Consider the following 18,885-nt stretch of genomic DNA (forward strand, 5'->3'; position numbering starts at 1 on the left):
CGGCCTCGGTGAGGCGGCGTCGCGCACGGCGAGAGCGACGCGGGCTCCTTTCGCGGTGGCGAGCGCGCGGGCTGCGGCGAGGCCGGACGGACGGCGGCGAGGCCGGGACCACGCGGCCGGTTGAAGATTTCTGCGGAATGTGGCGGGCCGTAAGCTGGTCACGTGGGTAGAAGAGAAGGTCGGCTGGGGCTTACGACCGCTCTGGCGCGGGTCGCGTTTCTGGTGAATGCGGCCTATACGGAGGCCAGCCGGGAGTTCGGTTTCTCGCCCCAGCAGGGACAGTTCCTGTGCGTTCTGCGGCCGGGGCCGTGCGGTATGGGTGAGCTCGGTGCCGTGATGGGCCTCGCCAAGTCGACGGTCACCGGCATGGTCAACTACGCCGAGCGTAACGGGCTGGTGCGGCGCGAGGCCGACCCCGGCGACTCGCGGGCGGTGTCGGTCGCGCTGACGTCGCACGGCCGGGAGGTTGCCGACAAGTTCTACGCCGACGGGTCCCGGCGGATCGAGCAGCTGGCGGTCTCTTTGACGGAGGACGAGCGCTCGACGCTCGCGGCTCTGCTTGGCCGCGTCGCCGACGACAACAAGGTGTCGGTGATCTTCATGGAGGTCTGAGCGCCTCCCTTGAAGTTCGGTGACCGAACTAATATTGTTCGGTCACCGAACTTTCTATTCTTGGGGGCGTGCGGCAATGACTCGTACGGTTGCGGTGGTCGGCGGCGGATACGGCGGCTCCCTGGTCGCCAAGGCGCTGGATCTCGCCGGGGACGTCGTCCTCATCGACCCGCGGGAAGCGTTCGTCAACGCGGCGGGGTCGCTGCGGGCGCTGACCCAACCCGACTGGGCGGCCAACGTCTTCTTCCCGTTCGACACTTTGCTCGAGCGAGGCCGGGTGATCTGTGACCGGGCCACCTCGGTGGATCCGGCCGGGGTGACGCTCGCGTCGGGCGACCGGGTCGAGGCCGACTATCTGGTTCTCGCGACCGGCTCCGGCTACCCCTTTCCCGCTAAGCCGAAGCAATCCGCCACGACCATCGCCGAGGCGCTCGATGATCTCCGCGAGTCGCACAAGGAGCTGGCCGGCGCCGGCCGTGTCCTGATCCTCGGCTCCGGCCCGGTCGGGCTGGAACTGGCGGGAGAGATCAAGGAGGTCTGGCCGGACAAGGACGTGACCATCGTCGGCAAGGCCGAAGGCCTCCTGCCCGGCTTCCTTCCCGAAGTACGCGCTGAGCTGCACCGTCAGCTCGACGAACTCGGCATCACCGTGCTGCTGGGCGCCACCCTGACCGCGCCGCCCCCGACCGAGGCGGGCCGGGCCGGGCGTTTCACCGTCACCACCGACGCCGGCGACGAGATCAGCGCGGACATCTGGTTCCAGGCCTTCGGGGTGCGGATCACCAGCGACTACCTGGCCGACGGCAAGCTCACGCCGCTGACCGCGCGAGCGACGGTGCCGGTCACCGGCCGGCTCACCGTCACGGGATACGACCACGTCTACGCCCTCGGCGACATCGCCGACCTCCCCGACCCCAAGATGGCGTCGTACGCCCAGGAACAGGCGCAGGTCGTGGCCGAGAACCTCAGGGCCCAGCTCGCCGGCGAGCGGCCGGAAGCCGTCTACACGCCGACGCCGCACCAGAGGATCCTGCTTCCGCTCGGGCCGCGCCGAGGTGTCGGCCAGCTGCCGGCGCCCGGTGGCGTCGCGCCGGCGACGACCGAAGCGGTCCATCAACGCAAGGGCGCCGACCTGTTCACCGCACGCTTCGCCGAACGGTTCAGCCGCAGAAAGGCAAGCTCGTGATCGCTCCGAGACGGGAATCGACGCGAACCGCGATCAGGCCTGAATCGAGCCACTGAATCCTCGATCGGACGCTCAAGGCCGACTGCCGTGTTCTGCCGCTGAGCGCACGGAAGAGGCGGCACATTCGACCGGCTCGATGGACCGCGCGTGGTGACCGTTTCCGGTCACCACGCTAGCTGGCCTGGCTGACCGTCGACATGTTGAAGTCGGGCACCCGGACCGGCGGCATGACGGCGCGGGTGAACCAGTCGTTCCACTCGCGCGGCAGCGTCTGCTCGCTCGGGCCCACCTCGGTGAGGCGGCCGAGCAGGTCGACCGGCGACTCGTTGAACCGGAAGTTGTTGACCTCGCCGACGACCTCGCCGTTCTCGACGAGGTAGACGCCGTCCCTGGTCAGCCCGGTCAGGAGCAGCGACTGCGGGTCGACCTCGCGGATGTACCACAGGCAGGTCAGCAGCAGGCCCCGCTCGGTCGAGGCGATCATCTCCTCCAGCGAGCGGCCGTCCTCCGGTCCCGTCATGATCAGGTTGTCGATCTGCGGGGTGGCGGCGAGGCCGGTCAGCTCGGCGGAGTGCCGGGTCTGTACGAGGTTGGCCAGCGTGCCGTCGCTGATCCACTCGGTGTGGGCCAGGGGCAGGCCGTTGTCGAAGACCGACTGCTCCCGGCTGGAGGAGTGCGCGACGACGAACGGCGCGCACTCGACCCCGGCCCGTGCCGGATCGCTGTGGAGCGAGATCGGCAACGTCGAGAGCCGCTCGCCCACCCGGGTGCCGCCGCCGGGCCGGGAGAACACCGTACGGCCGTCGGCCGCGTCCCGCGCGCCGGCCGACCAGTACAGGTAGATCATCAGGTCGGAGACCGCCGTCGGCGGCAGGAGCGTCTCGTAGCGGCCCGGCTCCAGGCTGATCCGGCGCTTGGCCCAGTCCAGCCGCCGGACGAGCGTCTCGTCCAGGGCGGCCACGTCCACGTCCGAGAAGTCGCGGGTGGCCACGCCCGTCCACGCCGAGCGCGTCATGTCCGCCGACTTGGCGTTCAGTTCGAGCCGCCCGGTCGGCTGGTCGTGGCGCAGCCGCAGGCCCTTGGACGAGCCGACGAACGTCGAGGTCATGCTGTGCTCGGCGAAGCCGTACAGCCTGCGTCCTGAGGCGTCGGCGGCGGCGAACGCCTCGCCGAGCGCGGGGGCGAAGTCCCCGAACACGTCGATGGAGGTCGGCTCCACCGGGCGCTCCCAGCCCGCACCGGCGGTGCCCTCCACCAGAGGCCGGGCGTCCTCCGACGGCCGGGCCTCCCGTGCGGCGCGGTCCGCCGCGGCCACCACGTCGGCCAGCTGTTCGGCCCGTACGGCGGAGCGCGACACGACCCCCACCCCGGCGCCCACGACGGAGATCACGGTGAGCCGGGACGAGCGCGCGACCCCGTTGGTCGTCAGCGTGTTGCCGGCGAAGCGGAGGTTGGCGGTCGAGCCCTCGTCCACGATGACGACGCAGCCGTCGGCCTCGCTCAGCGCGAGCGCCCGCTCCACCGTCTCCTGCGGTGTGGTCACCCCGTCGCTCACTTGCCACCCTCCTGGACGGTGTTGAGGATCCGTACGTCGCGGAACAGGGCGGCCGGAGCGCCGTGACTGACCGGCGCGACCTGGCCCGGCTGGCCCTTGCCGCAGTTGAAGGCGCCGCCGAGCACGTACGTCTGCGGGCCGCCGACGGCCTCCATGGAGCGCCAGAAGTCCGTGGTCGTCGCCTGGTAGGCCACGTCGCGCAGCTGCCCGGCCAGGCGGCCGTTCTCGATGCGGTAGAACCGCTGGCCGGTGAACTGGAAGTTGTACCGCTGCATGTCGATCGACCAGCTCTTGTCGCCGACGACGTAGATCCCGCGCTCGATCCGCGAGATCAGCTCGTCGGTGGAGGGTCCGTCCGCCGCCGGCTGGAGCGACACGTTGGCCATCCGCTGGATCGGCACGTGCCCGGGGGAGTCGGCGAACGCGCAGCCGTTCGACCGCCCGAGGCCCTTCAGCAGCGCCATCCGCCGGTCGAGCTGGTAGCCCACCAGCGTGCCCTCGCGGACGATGTCGAACGACTGGCCGGCCACGCCCTCGTCGTCCCAGCCGACGGTGGCCAGGCCGTGCTCGACCGTGCGGTCGCCCGTCACGTTCATCACCGGCGAGCCGTAGTGCAGGGTGCCGAGCTGGTCGAAGGTGGCGAAGGAGGTGCCGGCGTAGGCCGCCTCGTAGCCGAGCGCCCGGTCAAGCTCGGTCGCGTGGCCGATCGACTCGTGGATCGTCAGCCACAGGTTCGACGGGTCGATCACCAGGTCGTACGGCCCGGCCTCGACCGAGGGCGCCTTGAGCTTCTCGTCCAGCAGGTCGGGGATCTCGGCCAGCTCGGCGGGGAAGTCCCAGCCGGTGCCGGTCAGGTACTCGTAGCCCCGGCCGACCGGCGGGGCCAGCGTGCGCATGTCGTCGAACCGGTCGCCGTCGGCCCGCATCGCGGTCAGGACGGGGTGCAGCCGCACGCGCTGCTGCGTGGTCACCGTGCCCGCCGTGTCGGCGTAGAACTTCTGCTCCTTGACCTGCATGAGCGAGGCGGAGACGTGGTCGACCCGGCCGAGCAGGCCGGACGACCACTCCGCCAGCAGCGCCGCCTTGTCCGGCAGCGGCACGTCGAACGGGTCGACCTCGTAGGCCGACACCCAGGTCACGTCGTCGTACACCGGCTCGGGGGCGAGCTCCACCGGCTCGCGGTTGATGGGCGCGCTGACCGCCGCCACCCGCACGGCCTCCTCGGCGGCCCGGGCCGCCGCCTCCGGGGTCAGCTCGATCCCGGACGCGAAGCCCCATGTGCCGTCCTTGATCACCCGTACGGCGAAGCCGAGGTCGTCGGCGTCCGAGGACCCCTCGAGCCGGGCGTCGAACAGGCGCAGCGTCTCGGCGCGCACACGTTCGAGCCGGAACGAGGCGTGCTCGGCTCCCAGGTCACGGGCGCGCTGCAGGGCCGCGTCCGCCAGCCGCCGCAGCGGCAGGGCGAGGAAGTCGGGGTCGATCTGGCGCATGTCCACGATCCTAACCCTGTGATCTTGTGCCCTGCGGACAAGTGGACTACCCCCAAGTAGCCGATACGGTCGGTCGCATGGTTCGCTCTGTTCTCGTCACCGGCGGAAATCGCGGCATCGGCCTCGCGATCGCCCGCGAGCTCGCCGCCGCGGGGGACGCCGTCGCCGTCACCTACCGTTCCGGCGAGCCCCCGGAGGGGCTGTTCGGAGTTCGCTGCGACGTGACGAGCTCCGCCGACGTCGACGCCGCCTTCGAGAAGGCCGAGGCCGAGCACGGCCCGGTCGAGGTGGTCGTCGCCAACGCGGGGATCACCAAGGACACGCTGCTGCCGATGATGAAGGAGGAGACCTTCACCGACGTCATCGACACGAACCTGACCGGCGCCTACCGTGTCGCGAAGCGGGCCGTGCGGCCCATGCTGCGGATGCGGCGCGGGCGGATCATCCTGATCTCCTCCGTCGTCGGCCTGTCCGGCTCCGCAGGCCAGACCAACTACGCCGCCTCCAAGGCCGGGCTGGTCGGCTTCGGCCGGTCGCTGGCCCGCGAGCTCGGCTCGCGCGGCATCACGGTCAACGTGGTCGCGCCGGGGTTCGTGGAGACCGACATGACCGCGGTGCTCGACGAGGCGCAGCAGGAGCAGATCCGCAAGAGCATCCCGCTCGGGCGGCAGGCGCAGGCCGAGGAGATCGCCCGGGTCGTCAGGTTCCTGGCGAGCGACGACGCCTCCTACATCACCGGGGCGGTCATCCCCGTCGACGGCGGCCTCGGCATGGGCCACTGAGCGGACGACAGACTGGAGCTGGACATGGGTTTGCTGGACGGGAAGCGACTGCTGGTCACCGGCGTCCTCACCGACGCCTCGATCGCCTTCAACGTGGCGAAGCTGGCCCAGGAGGAGGGCGCCCAGGTCGTGCTGACCGGCTTCGGCCGCCTCAGCCTGGTCGAGCGCATCGCCAAGCGGCTGCCCGAGCCGCCGCCGGTGATCGAGCTCGACGTGCAGGACAACGACCACCTCGACACGCTCGCCGACCGCGTCGGCGCGCACCTCGACGGGCTGGACGGGGTCGTCCACTCGATCGGGTTCGCCCCGCAGTCCTGCCTGGGCGGCAACTTCCTCAACACCTCGTGGGAGGACGTCGCCACGGCGGTCCACGTCTCGACGTTCTCGTTCAAGTCGCTCGCCGTCGCGTGCCTGCCGCTGATGAAGGAGGGCGGCGCGATCGTCGGCCTGGACTTCGACGCGACCAAGGCGTGGCCGGTCTACGACTGGATGGGCGTGGCCAAGGCCGGGCTGGAGTCGTGCTCGCGCTACCTCGCCCGCGACCTGGGCAAGCACGGCATCCGGGTCAACCTCGTCGCCGCCGGCCCGCTCCGCACGATGGCGGCCAAGAGCATCCCCGGGTTCAAGGAGTTCGAGGACTCCTGGCCGGAGCGTGCGCCGCTCGGCTGGGACCTCGCCGACACGGCGCCCGCCGCCAAGGCCTGCGTCGCGCTGCTGTCCGACTGGTTCCCCGCCACGACCGGCGAGATCGTCCACGTCGACGGCGGCGTGCACGCGATGGGCGCCTGACGGCGCCCCCTCGCGTCATCCCGCATCCTGCGGGCTCACGGGCCGCGGCGGAATCTTGCCGCGGCCCGTCCCCGCGCTTAGCATCTGGGCGTGCCTGACGCCCGCCCGTTCCCGTGAGTGGGCAGGGGCTGTCAGGCGCGAGCGTGGTGCCCGGGCCGGCCCGTCCCCGTACGCCCCTGGACGGCGTCGCCCGCGGCGACGTGGCCGCCGAACTCGTGTGGGGACCATGGGACGACCAGAGCGCGACCTCAGCCCCGAGGAAGGGCCCTTACAGGCGTTCGCCGTCGCGTTGCGGCGGCTGCGCGAGGAGGCGGGGTCGCCCACCTACCGGGCCCTCTCGGAACGGGCGCACTACTCGCCCACGGTGCTGTCGCGGGCCGCGGGCGGCCGCGTCTTCCCGAGCCTGGAGGTCACCCTCGCCTTCGTACGGGCCTGCGGGGGCGACGAGGACGCGTGGGGGCGGCGCTGGCACCGGGTCAGCGAGGAGATCTCCGGACGGGCGGCGGAACCGCCGGAACCGGCCCCGACGGGCGAGGGCCTCTCGTCCCCGGTCCCCGGCGCCGCCGAGGCCGGGGGCGGGCACGACGCCGACTCCGGTGGCGACCCTGATGTCGACCCCGGTGGCGACCCCGGTGCCGGGCCTGATGCCGGGCCTGATGCCGGGCCTGGTGGCGGGCCTGATGCCGGGTCGGGTGCCGGGCGCGGTGGCCTCGCGGGCCGGGTGCGGCGCCGCGGGCGCCTGCTCGCGCTCGCCGCCGTCCTCGTGGTCGTCGGCGCGGTGGCGCTGGGCGCCGCCGCGCGCGGTGTGGGGCTCGCGCCCGGCTGGACCTCGCGCAACCAGCACGTCACCGACCGCGCGGGGGACGCGAGCCGGGCCGAGGACATGGACGGCGACGACCCTCGCGCCCGCGGGTGCGGCGACGACCTTCAGACGATCGACACGCTCGACGCGGTCCCGCTGAACCTGCCCGACGGCAGCCGCTTCGGCACGCTGCGGCTGCGGCGCAGCCCCGAGTGCGACACGGCCTGGGCGTCGGCGCACTTCGACAATCCCCACCTCTACACGGTGTGGCTCGCCGCGCACCGGCCGGCGGACAACGCCCAGGTGCGCTCCCAGTGGTCGAACAACACCCCGCCGGGCAGCTACGGGGACATGCTCTCCCTCACACCCGGATGCGTCTGGGTGGAGGGATGGGTGGTCACCGGGCAGGGGGAAGGCCCGCACGCGAGAACCCGCTGCCTGCGCTGATCCCGCATGCTCCGCTCACCCCCTCGTCTCGTGCTCCGCCCTCGGCGGTGCCGCGGTGCGCAGGGCACGCCCGGGAGTCCAGCCTCACCGGGACGCGGTGCCGGCGAACGGGATGGCGGCCGGGAGCGGGTCGCCGGGCGCGTCCACCGGGTGCCGCCACAACCCCCTGCGTTGGAGCAGGGGCAGGACGCCCTCGCCGAACCAGTAGGCCTCCTCCAGGTGCGGGTGACCGGACAGCACGAACTCGTCGATGCCGAGAGCGTGGTACTCCTCGATCCGCTCGGCCACCTCGACGTGGCTGCCCACCAGGGCCGTGCCCGCGCCGCCGCGGACGAGCCCGACACCGGCCCACAGGTTCGGCGAGACCTCCAGCGCGTCCGTGCGGCCCCCGTGCAGGGCCAGCATCCGCCGCTGACCCTCCGACCCGCTGCGCGCGAGACCGGCCTGCACCGACGCGATGACCGCCGGGTCCAGAGCGGACAGCAGCCGCTCGGCCTCCGCCCACGCCTGCGCCGAGGTGTCCCTGCTGATCACGTGGAGCCGGATGCCGAAGCGCACCTCGCGGCCGGCCGCGGCGGCCTCCCCGCGGATCCAGGCGAGCTTCTCGGCGACCTGCGCGGGCGGCTCGCCCCAGGTCAGGTAGACGTCGCTGTGCCGCGCCGCCACCCTGCCCGCGGCCGGGGACGACCCGCCGAAGTACACCGCAGGAACCGGGGACGGCACCCGGTTCAGCGCGGCGTCCGCGACCCTGACGTGCCTGCCCTCAAGGGTGACCCGTTCCCCGCGCCACAGGGCGCGTACGACGGTGAGGAACTCGTCGGTGCGCTCGTAGCGCTCGTCCTTGGCGAGGTGGTCGCCGTAGGCGCGCTGCTCGTGGTCCTCGCCGCCGGTGACGACGTTGACCAGCAGGCGCCCGGCCGAGTGCCGCTGGAACGTCGCGGCCATCTGCGCGGCGAGCGTGGGCGACAGCAGCCCCGGCCGGAAGGCGACCAGGAACTTCAACCGCTCGGAGTTCGCGACCAGCATGGCGGTGGTCAGCCAGGCGTCCTCGCACCAGGCGCCGGCCGGGGTGAGGGCCCCCTCGAAGCCGAGCTGCTCGGCGGCGCGCACGATCTGGCCCAGGTAGGCCAGGGTGGCCGGCCGGTCTCCGCCGGCCGTGGTGATGTCCGTGCCGTGCCCGCCGCCGACGAGGTGGCGGCTGTCGCCGTACGTGGGCAGGAACCAGTGGAACGTCAATGTCATCGGGGGTCCCCTCAGGAGGCGGCCAGCAGCGGGCGGCGCGCGGCCACGGCCGACGCGAAGGCGTCGACCACGCGGTAGAGCGGCGCGGCGTGTTCCGGGTCGAGGCCGGCCTCGTCGCCGCGGAGCGCGATGTGCCGGTCAAGGACGAACCATCCCGGCACGACGTGGTCGGCCCCGAGCGAGGTCAGGACCGGGCGCAGCGCGTAGTCGATGGCCAGCACGTGGGCGGGGCTGCCGCCGGTGACGATCGGCAGCACGACCTTGCCCGCGAACGCGAACTGCGGCAGCAGGTCGAGCAACGTCTTCAGCAGCCCGCTGTAGGCGGCCTTGTACACGGGTGAGGCGACCAGGACGCCGTCGGCCTCGCCGACGAGGCCGACGACCTCGGCGATCCGCGGGTGCCCCGTGTCGGCCGACAGCAGCGCCTCCGCCGGCAGGTCGCGCACGTGCACGGTGCGGACCTCGTGGCCGAGGAGGCGCAGCCGGTCGGCGAGGTGCGCGCACAGTGCCGCGGTATGCGAGACCGCCGAGGGGCTGCCGGACAGGACGACGATGGTGGACATGGCGGAACCTCCGTCAGATGAGACCGGATTCGGATGAGGCCGGATTCGGGATCAGATCAGGCCGTGCCGTGGGGGCGGGGTCCGGTTCAGCGCGTACCGGCCGATGTGCTGGATCTTCCAGCGCACCGGATCGTGCAGGGTGTGGGTGCGGGCGTTGCGCCAGTGCCGGTGCAGGTTCAGCGAGTCGAGCGCCGACCTGGTGCCGGACACCTCGAACAGGGCATCGGTCACCTCGACGGCCGCCGGGTCGGCGAACGCCTTCGCCGCGGCGACCGCGATGGACGCGGCCGCCGCGGTCTCGTCGTCGAGACGTTCCCGCGCCCGGTCGACCGCCCGCCCGGCCTCGCCGAGCAGTGCCTCCGCGGCCCGTACGGAGACCTCCAGCTCTCCGAGGCGCTGGATGGTCAGGGGATCGTCGGCGGCGTGGTCGAGGCCGCTCTCGAACCACGGCCTGCTGCGGGTGCGGACGAACTCGGTGGCTTCGGTGAGCGCGGCGCGGGCGATGCCGACGTCGATCGCCGCGTGCAGCAGTTGCGCGTGGGCGCCGTGCAGTTGCGGCCCGGTGAAGGTCAGGTGGTGGGGGACCACGCGGTCGGCGGGCACCCGCACGCCCTCCAGCCGGACCGTGCCGCTGGCCGTGGTGCGCTGGCCCATGCCCTCCCAGTCGTCCACGACCGTGAGGCCGGGCGCGCCGGCCGGCACGTACGCGACGACGAGCCGGTCGGCGGGGTCCTTGGCCAGCACGGTGATCCAGTCGGCGAACAGGGCCCCGGTCGAGTAGTGCTTGACGCCGTCGAGGACGAAGCCGCCGTCCCCGGCGGGGCGCAGCCGGGTGCGGTAGTCCTGCACGTGCCGGGTGCCCGCCTCCGACTGCGCGTTGCCGAACCGCCTGCCCGCCAGGACCTCGGCGAAGAAGAACTCCCGCTGCGCCGCGGACCCCTGCTGCCGCAGCACGTTGACGTACACGAAGTGGCTCTGCGGAATCTGGGCGATGTTGGGGTCGGCGGTGGCGAGCAGGCGGACGACCTCCGCCAGTGTGGCGGTCCGCACGTCGGCGCCGCCGTGCTCGCGGGGGACGGTGATGCCCAGGAGGCCGCTCGCCGACAGCTCGGCCAGCTCGGCGTGGGGGAGCTCGCGGCGGGCGTCCCGTTCCGCGGCGCCGTTCGCGAACCGCCCGGCGAGCTCGGCGGCGACGGCGAGGGCCTCCTCGTCGCCGGTGACGACGCGCGCGGTCCCCGATGCGTGAACAGGTGGGTGAAGGGGTGCGTGGGTGAGGTCGGTCATGGGATCAGGCCCGGGCCGGTTCCACCGGGAACGCGCCCTTGGCCGCGAGTTCGGCCTCCAGTTCGCGGATGATGGGCAGCACGTGGCGGCCGAAGTACTCGACCTCCTCGTGGTAGTGCAGGAAGCCGAGCAGGAGCAGGTCGACGCCGCGCTTCTTGTACTCGATCGCCCGGTGGGCGATCTGCTCCGGCGTGCCGATGAGGCGGGTGCGGAAGCCGTCGTTGTACTGCACCAGGTCCTCGAACGTGGAGTCGGCCCACATTCCCCGCCCGTCCTGGGTGGACCGGCCGGCCTGGCGGACCGCGTCGCGGAACCCGTGGACGGCCTCGACGTCGGCCTTGGCCACGATCTCACGCAGCGTCTCGCGCGCCTCCGCCTCGGTGTCCCTCGCGATGAGGAAGCCGTTGAGGCCGAACCGCACCCGCCGGCCGTGGGCCCGCGCCGCCGCGCCGACCTCCTCGATCTGCTCGGTGACGCCGTCGAAGTCCTTGCCGTTGCTGAAGTACCAGTCGGAGACCCGGCCCGCCATGGCGCGTGCCGCGGTGGAGTTGCCGCCCTGGAAGATCTCGGGGTGCGGGCGGTCCGGCCCGGAGAGCGGCTTGGGCTGAAGGTCGTAGCCGTGCAGCCGGTAGAAGTCGCCCTGGAACCGCGCCTTGTCCTCGGTCCAGCTCGCCCGTAGGACGCGGATGAACTCCTCGGCCCTGCGGTAGCGCTCGTCGTGCTCCAGCCATGGCTCGCCCAGGGCGGTGAACTCGCCCTTGAACCAGCCGCTCACCACGTTGACGGCGGCCCGGCCGCCCGAGAGGTGGTCGGCGGTGCTGAGCAGCTTGGCCAGCACCGCCGGGTGCCACAGGCCCGGGTGCACCGCGGCGATCACCTTCAGCCGCTGGGTGGCGAGCAGCAGCGCCAGGCTGAAGCTCGTCGACTCCTGCTGGAACGCGGCGCCGTAGCTGGCCATGTAGCGCACCTGGGACAGCGCGTACTCGAAGCCGTTGTTCTCCGCGAGCACCGCCAGCTTCCGGTTGTAGTCGTAGCTCCAGTCGGTGCGCTGCTCGATCGTGCTGGTGACGAGCCCGCCGCTGACGTTGGGCACCCAGTAGGCGAACCGCAGCGGCTCGGGACTGACGTTCGCGGACACGAATGACCCCTTCCAGGTATTTCCTACTTGGACGATTGGGATCGTACGGCGGCCGACGCCCCGAGTTCCACATGCGATCGGCGGGGGAGTGATAGGGCCGCCCTGTCACTCCGCCCTGTCACTCCGCCCTGTAACCCTGGGCTCTCATCCGGCGGCGCGCGTCCGGGCGCCGGTGCGGCACTCGCGTGCCCGGTCCAGGAGGAACCGGTGCAGGTCGCGGGCCACCCGGGGGCCGGAGGCCGATCGCTGCGACTGGATCACCAGGAGGACCTCCGCCACGCGCTGCGCCAGCGGCCGGTAGGTGATCGCGCCGCTGCGCAGGAGGGGGTCGCCGGCCACGCTGAACTCGGGCAGCACGGTGGCGCCGAGCCCCTCGGCGACCATGAGCTTGCCCATCTCGGCGCCGTCGGTCGAATACGAGAACGACGGCGCCCGCCCGCCGAGCAGGCGGTGCACCAGACGGTGCATGACATAGCCGGAGCGCATCACGATCAGGGGCTCGCGGAGCAGGTCGGCGACCTCGACCGCGGGCAGCGAGGCCAGCGGGCTGCCGGGCCGTACGCACACGACCGGGCGGCCGCGCAGCAGTTCGGTCGTGGCGAGGTCGGGCGGCAGGTCGTCGCCGCTCAGGTAGTTCACCAGCCCGAGGTCGAAGCTCCCCTCCCGGATGCGCCGGTGGATCTCGGCCTGCTGGGCGCCGACGACCTCGACCTGGGTCGCCGGATGGGCCTCCCGGAACGCCCGTACGGCGGGGATCAGCAGCGGGACCGTGGCCGCGTTGACCGTGCCCAGCCTGACCATGCGGGCCGTCTGGTGCTGCTCGTCGGCCGCGCCGCGCAGGCGGTCCACCGCCTCCAGCACGCCGTTGATGTACGGCAGCAGCTCGCGGCCCTTGTCGCTGATCGTGGCGCCGGACCGGCGCCGCTCCAGGAGGTCGACGCCGAGTTCCCGCTCCAGGTTGCGCACGGTCTCGCTGAGCGCCGGCTGGGACAGGTGCAGGTGGTCGGCCGCCCGGCGGAGCGAGCCGAGGCGGGTCACCGCGCGGATGTACTCGAGCTGCTCGATGCGCATCGTCGTCCACCTCGTCCAAGGGGTTCGCCGGTGGTGTTCAAGGGCGACCCTACCGGCCGTTCGGGAATTTTCCTACTTAACGAGTAGAGAATGTTGCCTAACCTGGTGAGCGACAGCCGGCGCGACGCGCCGCATACGAGAGGAGACGACACGTGACCATCGCTCACGCCAGCCGTACGGACTGGACGGACGGCCCGGCGCCGCGCACTCCGGACGAGTGGATCGCGCGCGCCGGCGAGGTGGCGGCCGTCCTCGCGGTGGACGCCGCCGAGCGTGACAGGGCCGCCAAGACCCCGTACGCGGAGATCGGGCTGCTGAAGGACTCCGGCCTGGTCACGCTGCTCGGACCGGCCGGGCACGGCGGCGCGGGACAGGACTGGCCCACCGCCTACCGCGTCGTCCGCGAGGTGGCCGCGGCCGACGGTTCCATCGGGCAGCTGCTCGGCTACCACTACCTCTGGAACTGGGCGCCGCGCCTGGTGGGCACCCGCGAGCAGTGGGAGCGGATCGAGGCCGACGCGGCCCGGAACCGGTGGTTCTTCGGCGGGGCCGTCAACCCCCGCGACCGTGACATCGTCGTGCGCGACGAGGGCGACACCCTCGTCTTCGACGGGCGCAAGACCTTCTCCACCGGCAGCAAGGTCTCCGACGTCACGGTCCTGGAGGGCGTGCTGGAGGGCACGGACAAGCACGTCTTCGCCATCGTCCCCTCCAGCTCCGAGGGGCTGACCTTCCACGACGACTGGGACAACATCGGCCAGCGGCTGACCGAGAGCGGCAGCGTCACCGTCTCCGGCGTGCGCGTGCCCTGGCGCGACGCCCTCGGCTACGTGGACAAGGAGTTCCAGCCGCGCGTCTACGCCACTCTCAACGTGCCGACCATCCAGCTCGTGTTCGTGAACTTCTACCTCGGCATCGCCAGGGGAGCGCTGGAGACCGCGCTGGCGTACACGAGGGAGCACACCCGCCCGTGGCTGCACGGCGGGCACGAGCGCGCGGTCGACGAGCCGTACGTCATCGACCTCTACGGCGACCTCACCGCCAAGCTGTGGGCGGCCGAGGCGCTGGCCGACGAGGTCGCCCGGGAGGGCCTGTGGTTCCACCTCAACCCGGACGAGGTCACCCCGCGGCTGCGCGGGGAGCACGAGGTGTGGGTGGCCGCGGCCAAGGCGCGCGCCACCGACGTGGCCCTGGAGGTCACCTCGCGTGTCTTCGAGGCCACCGGCGCCCGCTCGACCGCGTCCCGATACGGGCTCGACCGGTTCTGGCGCAACGTGCGCACCCACACCCTGCACGACCCGGTGGCGTACAAGCGCCGCGAGGTGGGCGTCTACCGCCTGCTGGACGAGATCCCCGAGCCCACCTGGTACTCCTGACCGGGCGTGTCCGGCCTCCTCAGGCGCGGGTGAGGAGGCCGGACGGCCGCGGACCGGCCCCCGTTCACGCCGCACGAACTCCCGCCGTGGCACGTGCGCGGACCGTCGGTTCCGCGGCGGGCTCAGCCCCTGGCCCAGGCGGAGGCGATGTCCGGCCAGACGCCGCAGCACAACGCGTACGCCGTCGCCTCCACGTCCTTCGCGTAGAGCTGGTCGGAGTACGCGGTGCCGTTGCGGGTCGCGTACGTCTCGGTGCAGTCGTCGAAACCCTCGCCACGGCACACCAGAACGCCCACCGGCGCGATGCGTCCCTCGTCGAGGGTGACCCTCGACCAGTTGGTCCCGCATCGGGGGGAGTACCGCAGCTCGACGGTGGCGCCGGCGGGCCGGGTGGCCCGTCCGCGGCCGTCGTGATACCAGAGCCGCGAACTGGCCACCGTGTACGCCTTGTCGTCGCAGCGGCTCCTGACCGGGTCGGTCCCGTCGCAGGTCTGCGCGCTCTTCTGCCCCTGGTCGCACAGCCTGTCGGAAACGCGGCGCGGCAGGTCTGCGGTCCCGCCGCGCGGAATGTCGTCGAGCCTCACCGTGCCGGTCCGGCCCGACCCCGATCCCGAGCCTGGCCCGTCTCCCGATCCGGCGACCGCACCGGTCGCGGTCGTCGTCAGCGCGACGGCCGCCGCCGCCGGGACGGCCAGCGCCCTGAGGGCGATGCTCCATCTCATCGAGAACTGCTCCTTCCGTGGCCCGGGCACCTCGCGGTGCCGCCACGGCATGGATAACCCGTGCCGGAGTTGATGCGCGATCATCCGGCGTCGGTTCGCATCAACCCATCAACCGGCGAGACGCAGCTCAGTCCGGTGGGCGCACGCCGCCCTCAGGCGAGCCGGTGGCGCCCCGCCTTCCCGGGCAGTCGCATGCCGCCCTCGAAGGGGATCGACTCGTGCGGCTCCTGCTGCCCGGCACGCGCCCGCCGGGCCGAGACCACGCGGGTGGCGAGCAGCGCCGAGAGCAGCAGCGCCGCGGTGAGGGCCGTCCCCGCCGTGTCGTAGGACCGGTGGGCCCGAGCGCGCGCGCCCGCCGGGTCGCCGCGCAGTTCGGGCAGCTCGGGCATCTTCTGCCCGGGCCACAGGAGGGGGATCACGCCGTCCTCGTCGGGGTCCACCCTCGACGCGCGGTCCGTCTGCGGGGCGTCGTCGAGCGCCGCGACGAGACGCGGCCGGTACGGCTCGGGCGAAAGGGTGCCGTCGGGCGTCATGGACGCCTTCGGCCGCGCCGGCTTCTTGCCGCCCGGCCGCGTTCTTCCGTTGCTCTGCGCGCCCTCTCCGCTCTCGCGGTGCTCCTGGGACGCGCAGTCCTCGCCGGCGACCAGGGGGAGGCAGGTGTCCTGGACGGCGCGGGTCAGCCCGTCGGTGAGCTTCTGGACGCTGGGGGCGGGGCTGTGCGTGGCTCCGTCGCCGCCGCCCGCCACCGCTCCCGTCGCCGCGCCGACCGCGGTGTCCGCCGCGCCGCTCGCCGCTTTCACCGCTCCGCCTGTGGCGCCGGCCGCGGTGTCCGCCGCCCCGGTCAGCGTCTGGCCGGCCTTGTCGACCGCCTTGCCGACGTCGTTCACCGCCGTGCCCGCGGCTCCGGTGGTCGTCTTCAGCGTGTCGTCCACGGCCTTCGTGACCGGTGCCGTCACTCCGCCGGTGGCCTTGTCCGCGACGTCGGTGACGCCGTCCGCCAGGCGGCCCACGCCGCCCACAAGGGAGCAGACGCCGCCGGTGAGGCCCGAGACCAGGCCGCCGCCTCCCGTGCAGTCGAGCGCCTGTGCCGGGGATGCGGCGAGAGGGAGTCCTCCGGCCAGGGTGATCGCGAGAGCCCCGGCGGAGATCGCGGAGGCCTTGCCTACGATCCCCATGTGTCCCCTTCCGCAGTGCTCTGGTCCATCCCCCGACATACCCGCCACTCTTCGCCGGAGCGCGGGGTTATGCAGTAGAAAGTTGCAGTTCGGTATCGATGTGTGATACGTGAGGGCGATTCTCGTTCGCCTCGCGGGCCCGGCACGGCGGTCAGGGGTCGGAGACGTCGTCCAGAGCCTCGCGGATCTCCCACGGCAGCGTCAGCTTCTCGGCCTGCAACACGCCGAGGAGCTGCGCGTGGGTGCGCGCGCCGACGATCGCCGACGACACGCCCGGGCGGTCGCGCACCCAGGCGAGCGCCACGGAGAGCGGCGACACGCCGAGCCCCTCGGCCGCCGTGGTCACCGACTCCACGATGCTGCGGCACCGTTCGTCCAGGTACGGCCGGACGAACTCGGCGAAGTGCGGGGTGGCGGCGCGGGAGTCCGCGGGGATGCCGGTGCGGTACTTGCCGGTCAGCACGCCGCGTCCCAGCGGCGACCAGGCGAGGACCCCGGCGCCCACGTGCCCGGCGGCCGGCAGCAGTTCCTCCTCGGCGTCCCTGGCCAGCAGGGAGTACTCCACCTGCGCCGCGACGATCGGGGCCCGCGAGTCGCCGCACCGCTGCCACGTGGCGGCGGCCGCGAGCTGCCAGCCCGTGTAGTTGCACACGCCCGCGTAGGCCGTACGCCCGGTGGAGACGGCGAAGTCGACGGCGGCGAGCGTCTCCTCCAGCGGCACCCGGGGGTCGAACGCGTGGAGCTGCCACAGGTCGACCTCCTCCAGCCCGAGCCGGGCCAGGGAGGCGTCGAGCGCGCGGATGAGGTGACGACGGGAGGCGTCGCGCTCGCCGCCGGGGGTGAGCACGGCCTTGGTGGCGATGACCAGCTCAGAGCGCGGCACCACGTCGCGGATGAGCCGGCCGATCAGGCGCTCGGCGTCTCCGCCGCCGTACACGTCGGCGGTGTCGATCAGCGTGCCGCCGGCCTCGGCGAAGGCGGTGAGCTGCGCCGTCGCCTCCTCGGCGGAGGTGTCGCGGGCCCAGGTCATCGTGCCGAGCCCGATCCTGGACACCGACAGACCGCTGCGCCCGACTAGTCGCTGGTCCATGGTGCGGACAGACTAGCCGATAGGCTGTCCGCACCATGGACGTACTACAGGCGATCGTGCTCGGGCTCGTGCAGGGTCTCACCGAGTTCCTGCCCATCTCCAGCTCGGCCCACCTGCTGATCGTGCCCAAGCTGGCCGGATGGGGCGACCCCGGCGCCGCGTTCACCGCGGTGATCCAGCTCGGCACCATGCTCGCGGTGCTCATCTACTTCTGGCGGGACATCGTCCGGATCACCTGGACCTGGCTGCGGAGCCTGTGGACGCCGGAGCTGCGCGGCGACCTCGACGCGCGCATGGGGTGGTACATCGGCCTGGGCACGATCCCGATCGGCGTCGCCGGCCTGCTGTTCAAGGACGCGATCGAGGGCCCGGCCCGCAACCTGTGGCTGAACGCGGCCATGCTCATCGTCTTCGGCCTGCTGCTGCTCGTGGCCGACCAGATGGGGCGCAAGAAGAAGGAGGTCGCCGACCTCACCATGCGCGACGGCCTGATCATCGGCGCCTGGCAGATGCTGCCGCTGATCCCCGGCGCCTCCCGCTCGGGCTCCACGATGACCGGCGCGTTGTTCCTCGGGTACACGCGCGAGGCGGCCGCCCGCTACTCCTTCCTGCTGTCGATCCCGGCGGTGATCCTCTCGGGGCTGTTCGAGCTGCGGCACGTCGGCGACGGCGGCGGCCCTCCGGTCGCGCCGACCCTGATCGCGACCGTCGTGTCGTTCGTCGTCGGATACGCCTCGATCGCCTGGCTGCTGCGTTACGTGGCGCGCCACTCGACCATCGTCTTCGTCGTCTACCGCGTCTTCGCCGGCACGTTCCTCCTCACGCTGCTGGCCCTCGGGGTGGTGCAGTCATGACGACCGTCCTCCTCGTACGGCACGGCCTCACCGCGATGACCGGCCCGGTGCTGGCGGGCTGGACCCCGGGGGTCCACCTCGACGAGCGCGGCAGGGAGCAGGCGCGCGCGGTGGCCGAACGGCTCGCGCCCCTGGAACTGGACGCCGTCGTGTCCAGCCCGCTGGAGCGGTGTCAGGAGACCGCCGCCGCCATCGCGCAGGGCCGCCCCGTCTCCGTGCAGACCGACGACAGGTTCGGCGAGTGCGGGTACGGCGACTGGACGGGCAGGCCGTTGAAGGAGCTCGCCGAAGAGCCGCTGTGGCGGGTGGTGCAGGCCCACCCCAGCGCCGCGGTGTTCCCCGGCGGCGAGGCCCTGGCGGAGGTGCAGAACCGGGCCGTACGGGCCGTACGCGACTGGAACGAGCGCCTCGGTGAGAAGGCCACCTACCTGGTGTGCAGCCACGGGGACGTGATCAAGGCGATCGTGGCCGACGCGCTGGGCCTGCACCTGGATCAGTTCCAGCGGATCACGGCCGATCCCGCGTCCGTCACGGTGATCCGCTACACCCCCCTGCGTCCCTTCCTGCTCAGGGCGAACGACGTGGGCGGGGGAGTGGCCAACCTGGTGCCCCCGCCGGAGGTGTCGGAGGACGATGACGGGGGAGAAACCATCACCGGAAGCGATGCCGCCGTCGGCGGTGGACCCGGGACCACATAAGGTCGGGCT

Annotated in this window: 18 protein-coding genes; 8 read left to right on the forward strand and 10 right to left on the reverse strand. The window is 72.5% G+C overall.

Going from position 1 to position 18,885, the window contains the following annotated elements:
• Positions 1-162 precede the first annotated feature (162 nt).
• Together IL992_RS29385 and IL992_RS29390 are read left to right on the forward strand one after the other, a co-directional pair.
• On the forward strand, positions 163-612 hold the full coding sequence (locus IL992_RS29385) for a MarR family winged helix-turn-helix transcriptional regulator (protein WP_193206602.1): 450 nt from the start codon (positions 163-165) through the stop codon (positions 610-612).
• A gap of 76 nt (positions 613-688) precedes the next feature.
• Positions 689-1,798 carry an NAD(P)/FAD-dependent oxidoreductase gene (locus IL992_RS29390; RefSeq protein ID WP_193206603.1) on the forward strand — a complete coding sequence of 370 codons (1,110 nt, stop codon included), beginning with the start codon at positions 689-691 and terminating at the stop codon, positions 1,796-1,798.
• A 172-nt stretch (positions 1,799-1,970) separates the two neighbouring features.
• Here IL992_RS29390 and IL992_RS29395 read toward each other — a convergent pair whose 3' ends face one another.
• On the reverse strand, positions 1,971-3,353 hold the full coding sequence (locus IL992_RS29395) for a metallopeptidase TldD-related protein (RefSeq protein WP_193206604.1): 1,383 nt from the start codon (positions 3,351-3,353) through the stop codon (positions 1,971-1,973).
• A complete protein-coding gene (locus IL992_RS29400; RefSeq protein ID WP_193206605.1) occupies positions 3,350-4,843 on the reverse strand; it encodes a TldD/PmbA family protein in 1,494 nt (497 codons plus the stop codon). Before IL992_RS29400 ends, IL992_RS29395 begins: the two co-directional genes overlap by 4 nt.
• 77 nt (positions 4,844-4,920) lie before the next feature.
• Between IL992_RS29400 and fabG the strand changes: the two genes are divergently transcribed.
• The 3 genes from fabG (at position 4,921) to IL992_RS29415 (ending at position 7,663) form a co-directional block, all read left to right on the forward strand.
• Positions 4,921-5,625 carry a 3-oxoacyl-[acyl-carrier-protein] reductase gene (gene fabG, locus IL992_RS29405; RefSeq protein ID WP_079314918.1) on the forward strand — a complete coding sequence of 235 codons (705 nt, stop codon included), beginning with the start codon at positions 4,921-4,923 and terminating at the stop codon, positions 5,623-5,625.
• 24 nt (positions 5,626-5,649) lie between these two features.
• Positions 5,650-6,414 (forward strand): enoyl-ACP reductase FabI, encoded by a 765-nt coding sequence (gene fabI / locus IL992_RS29410; protein WP_193206606.1) that lies wholly within the window; start codon positions 5,650-5,652, stop codon positions 6,412-6,414.
• Between the two features lie 226 nt (positions 6,415-6,640).
• On the forward strand, positions 6,641-7,663 hold the full coding sequence (locus tag IL992_RS29415; RefSeq protein WP_193206607.1) for a helix-turn-helix domain-containing protein: 1,023 nt from the start codon (positions 6,641-6,643) through the stop codon (positions 7,661-7,663).
• Positions 7,664-7,747: 84 nt separating this feature from the next.
• On the opposite strand, the gene IL992_RS29420 is transcribed toward IL992_RS29415, so the two are convergent.
• The 5 genes from IL992_RS29420 to IL992_RS29440 all read right to left on the reverse strand — a co-directional run bounded on the left by IL992_RS29420 (position 7,748) and on the right by IL992_RS29440 (position 12,961).
• Complete coding sequence (locus IL992_RS29420) at positions 7,748-8,905, reverse strand: LLM class flavin-dependent oxidoreductase (protein ID WP_193206608.1); 1,158 nt, start codon at positions 8,903-8,905, stop codon at positions 7,748-7,750.
• 11 nt (positions 8,906-8,916) lie between these two features.
• Complete coding sequence (gene ssuE, locus IL992_RS29425) at positions 8,917-9,468, reverse strand: NADPH-dependent FMN reductase (RefSeq protein WP_193206609.1); 552 nt, start codon at positions 9,466-9,468, stop codon at positions 8,917-8,919.
• A gap of 51 nt (positions 9,469-9,519) precedes the next feature.
• Entirely contained in the window at positions 9,520-10,752 is a 1,233-nt protein-coding gene (locus IL992_RS29430) for an SfnB family sulfur acquisition oxidoreductase (RefSeq protein ID WP_193206610.1), read from the reverse strand.
• Positions 10,753-10,756: 4 nt separating this feature from the next.
• Complete coding sequence (gene sfnG / locus IL992_RS29435) at positions 10,757-11,890, reverse strand: dimethylsulfone monooxygenase SfnG (protein WP_193206611.1); 1,134 nt, start codon at positions 11,888-11,890, stop codon at positions 10,757-10,759.
• A 144-nt stretch (positions 11,891-12,034) separates the two neighbouring features.
• Complete coding sequence (locus IL992_RS29440; protein WP_193206612.1) at positions 12,035-12,961, reverse strand: LysR family transcriptional regulator; 927 nt, start codon at positions 12,959-12,961, stop codon at positions 12,035-12,037.
• A gap of 152 nt (positions 12,962-13,113) precedes the next feature.
• Between IL992_RS29440 and IL992_RS48555 the strand changes: the two genes are divergently transcribed.
• On the forward strand, positions 13,114-14,337 hold the full coding sequence (locus tag IL992_RS48555) for an acyl-CoA dehydrogenase family protein (RefSeq protein WP_319018903.1): 1,224 nt from the start codon (positions 13,114-13,116) through the stop codon (positions 14,335-14,337).
• A gap of 122 nt (positions 14,338-14,459) precedes the next feature.
• Here the strand turns inward: IL992_RS48555 and IL992_RS29450 are convergent, their stop codons facing one another.
• The 3 genes from IL992_RS29450 to IL992_RS29460 form a co-directional block, all read right to left on the reverse strand.
• Positions 14,460-15,059: a DUF2690 domain-containing protein gene (locus IL992_RS29450; protein ID WP_193206613.1), complete on the reverse strand. Its 600-nt coding sequence runs from the start codon at positions 15,057-15,059 to the stop codon at positions 14,460-14,462.
• Positions 15,060-15,211: 152 nt separating this feature from the next.
• A complete protein-coding gene (locus IL992_RS29455) occupies positions 15,212-16,234 on the reverse strand; it encodes a hypothetical protein (RefSeq protein WP_193206614.1) in 1,023 nt (340 codons plus the stop codon).
• Between the two features lie 151 nt (positions 16,235-16,385).
• Positions 16,386-17,324 carry an aldo/keto reductase gene (locus IL992_RS29460; protein WP_079314927.1) on the reverse strand — a complete coding sequence of 313 codons (939 nt, stop codon included), beginning with the start codon at positions 17,322-17,324 and terminating at the stop codon, positions 16,386-16,388.
• A 35-nt stretch (positions 17,325-17,359) separates the two neighbouring features.
• Here IL992_RS29460 and IL992_RS29465 point away from each other — a divergent pair, with 35 nt between their 5' ends.
• The gene (locus IL992_RS29465) at positions 17,360-18,178 is read left to right on the forward strand and encodes an undecaprenyl-diphosphate phosphatase (protein WP_193206615.1); all 819 of its coding nucleotides are present in this window, start codon (positions 17,360-17,362) and stop codon (positions 18,176-18,178) included.
• Positions 18,175-18,876: a histidine phosphatase family protein gene (locus IL992_RS29470; RefSeq protein ID WP_193206616.1), complete on the forward strand. Its 702-nt coding sequence runs from the start codon at positions 18,175-18,177 to the stop codon at positions 18,874-18,876. The genes IL992_RS29465 and IL992_RS29470 overlap by 4 nt, the downstream gene beginning before the upstream one ends.
• Positions 18,877-18,885: the final 9 nt, after the last annotated feature.

Origin of the sequence: Microbispora sitophila (assembly GCF_014892245.1) — a bacterium.
Taxonomy (GTDB): Bacteria; Actinomycetota; Actinomycetes; order Streptosporangiales; family Streptosporangiaceae; genus Microbispora; species Microbispora siamensis.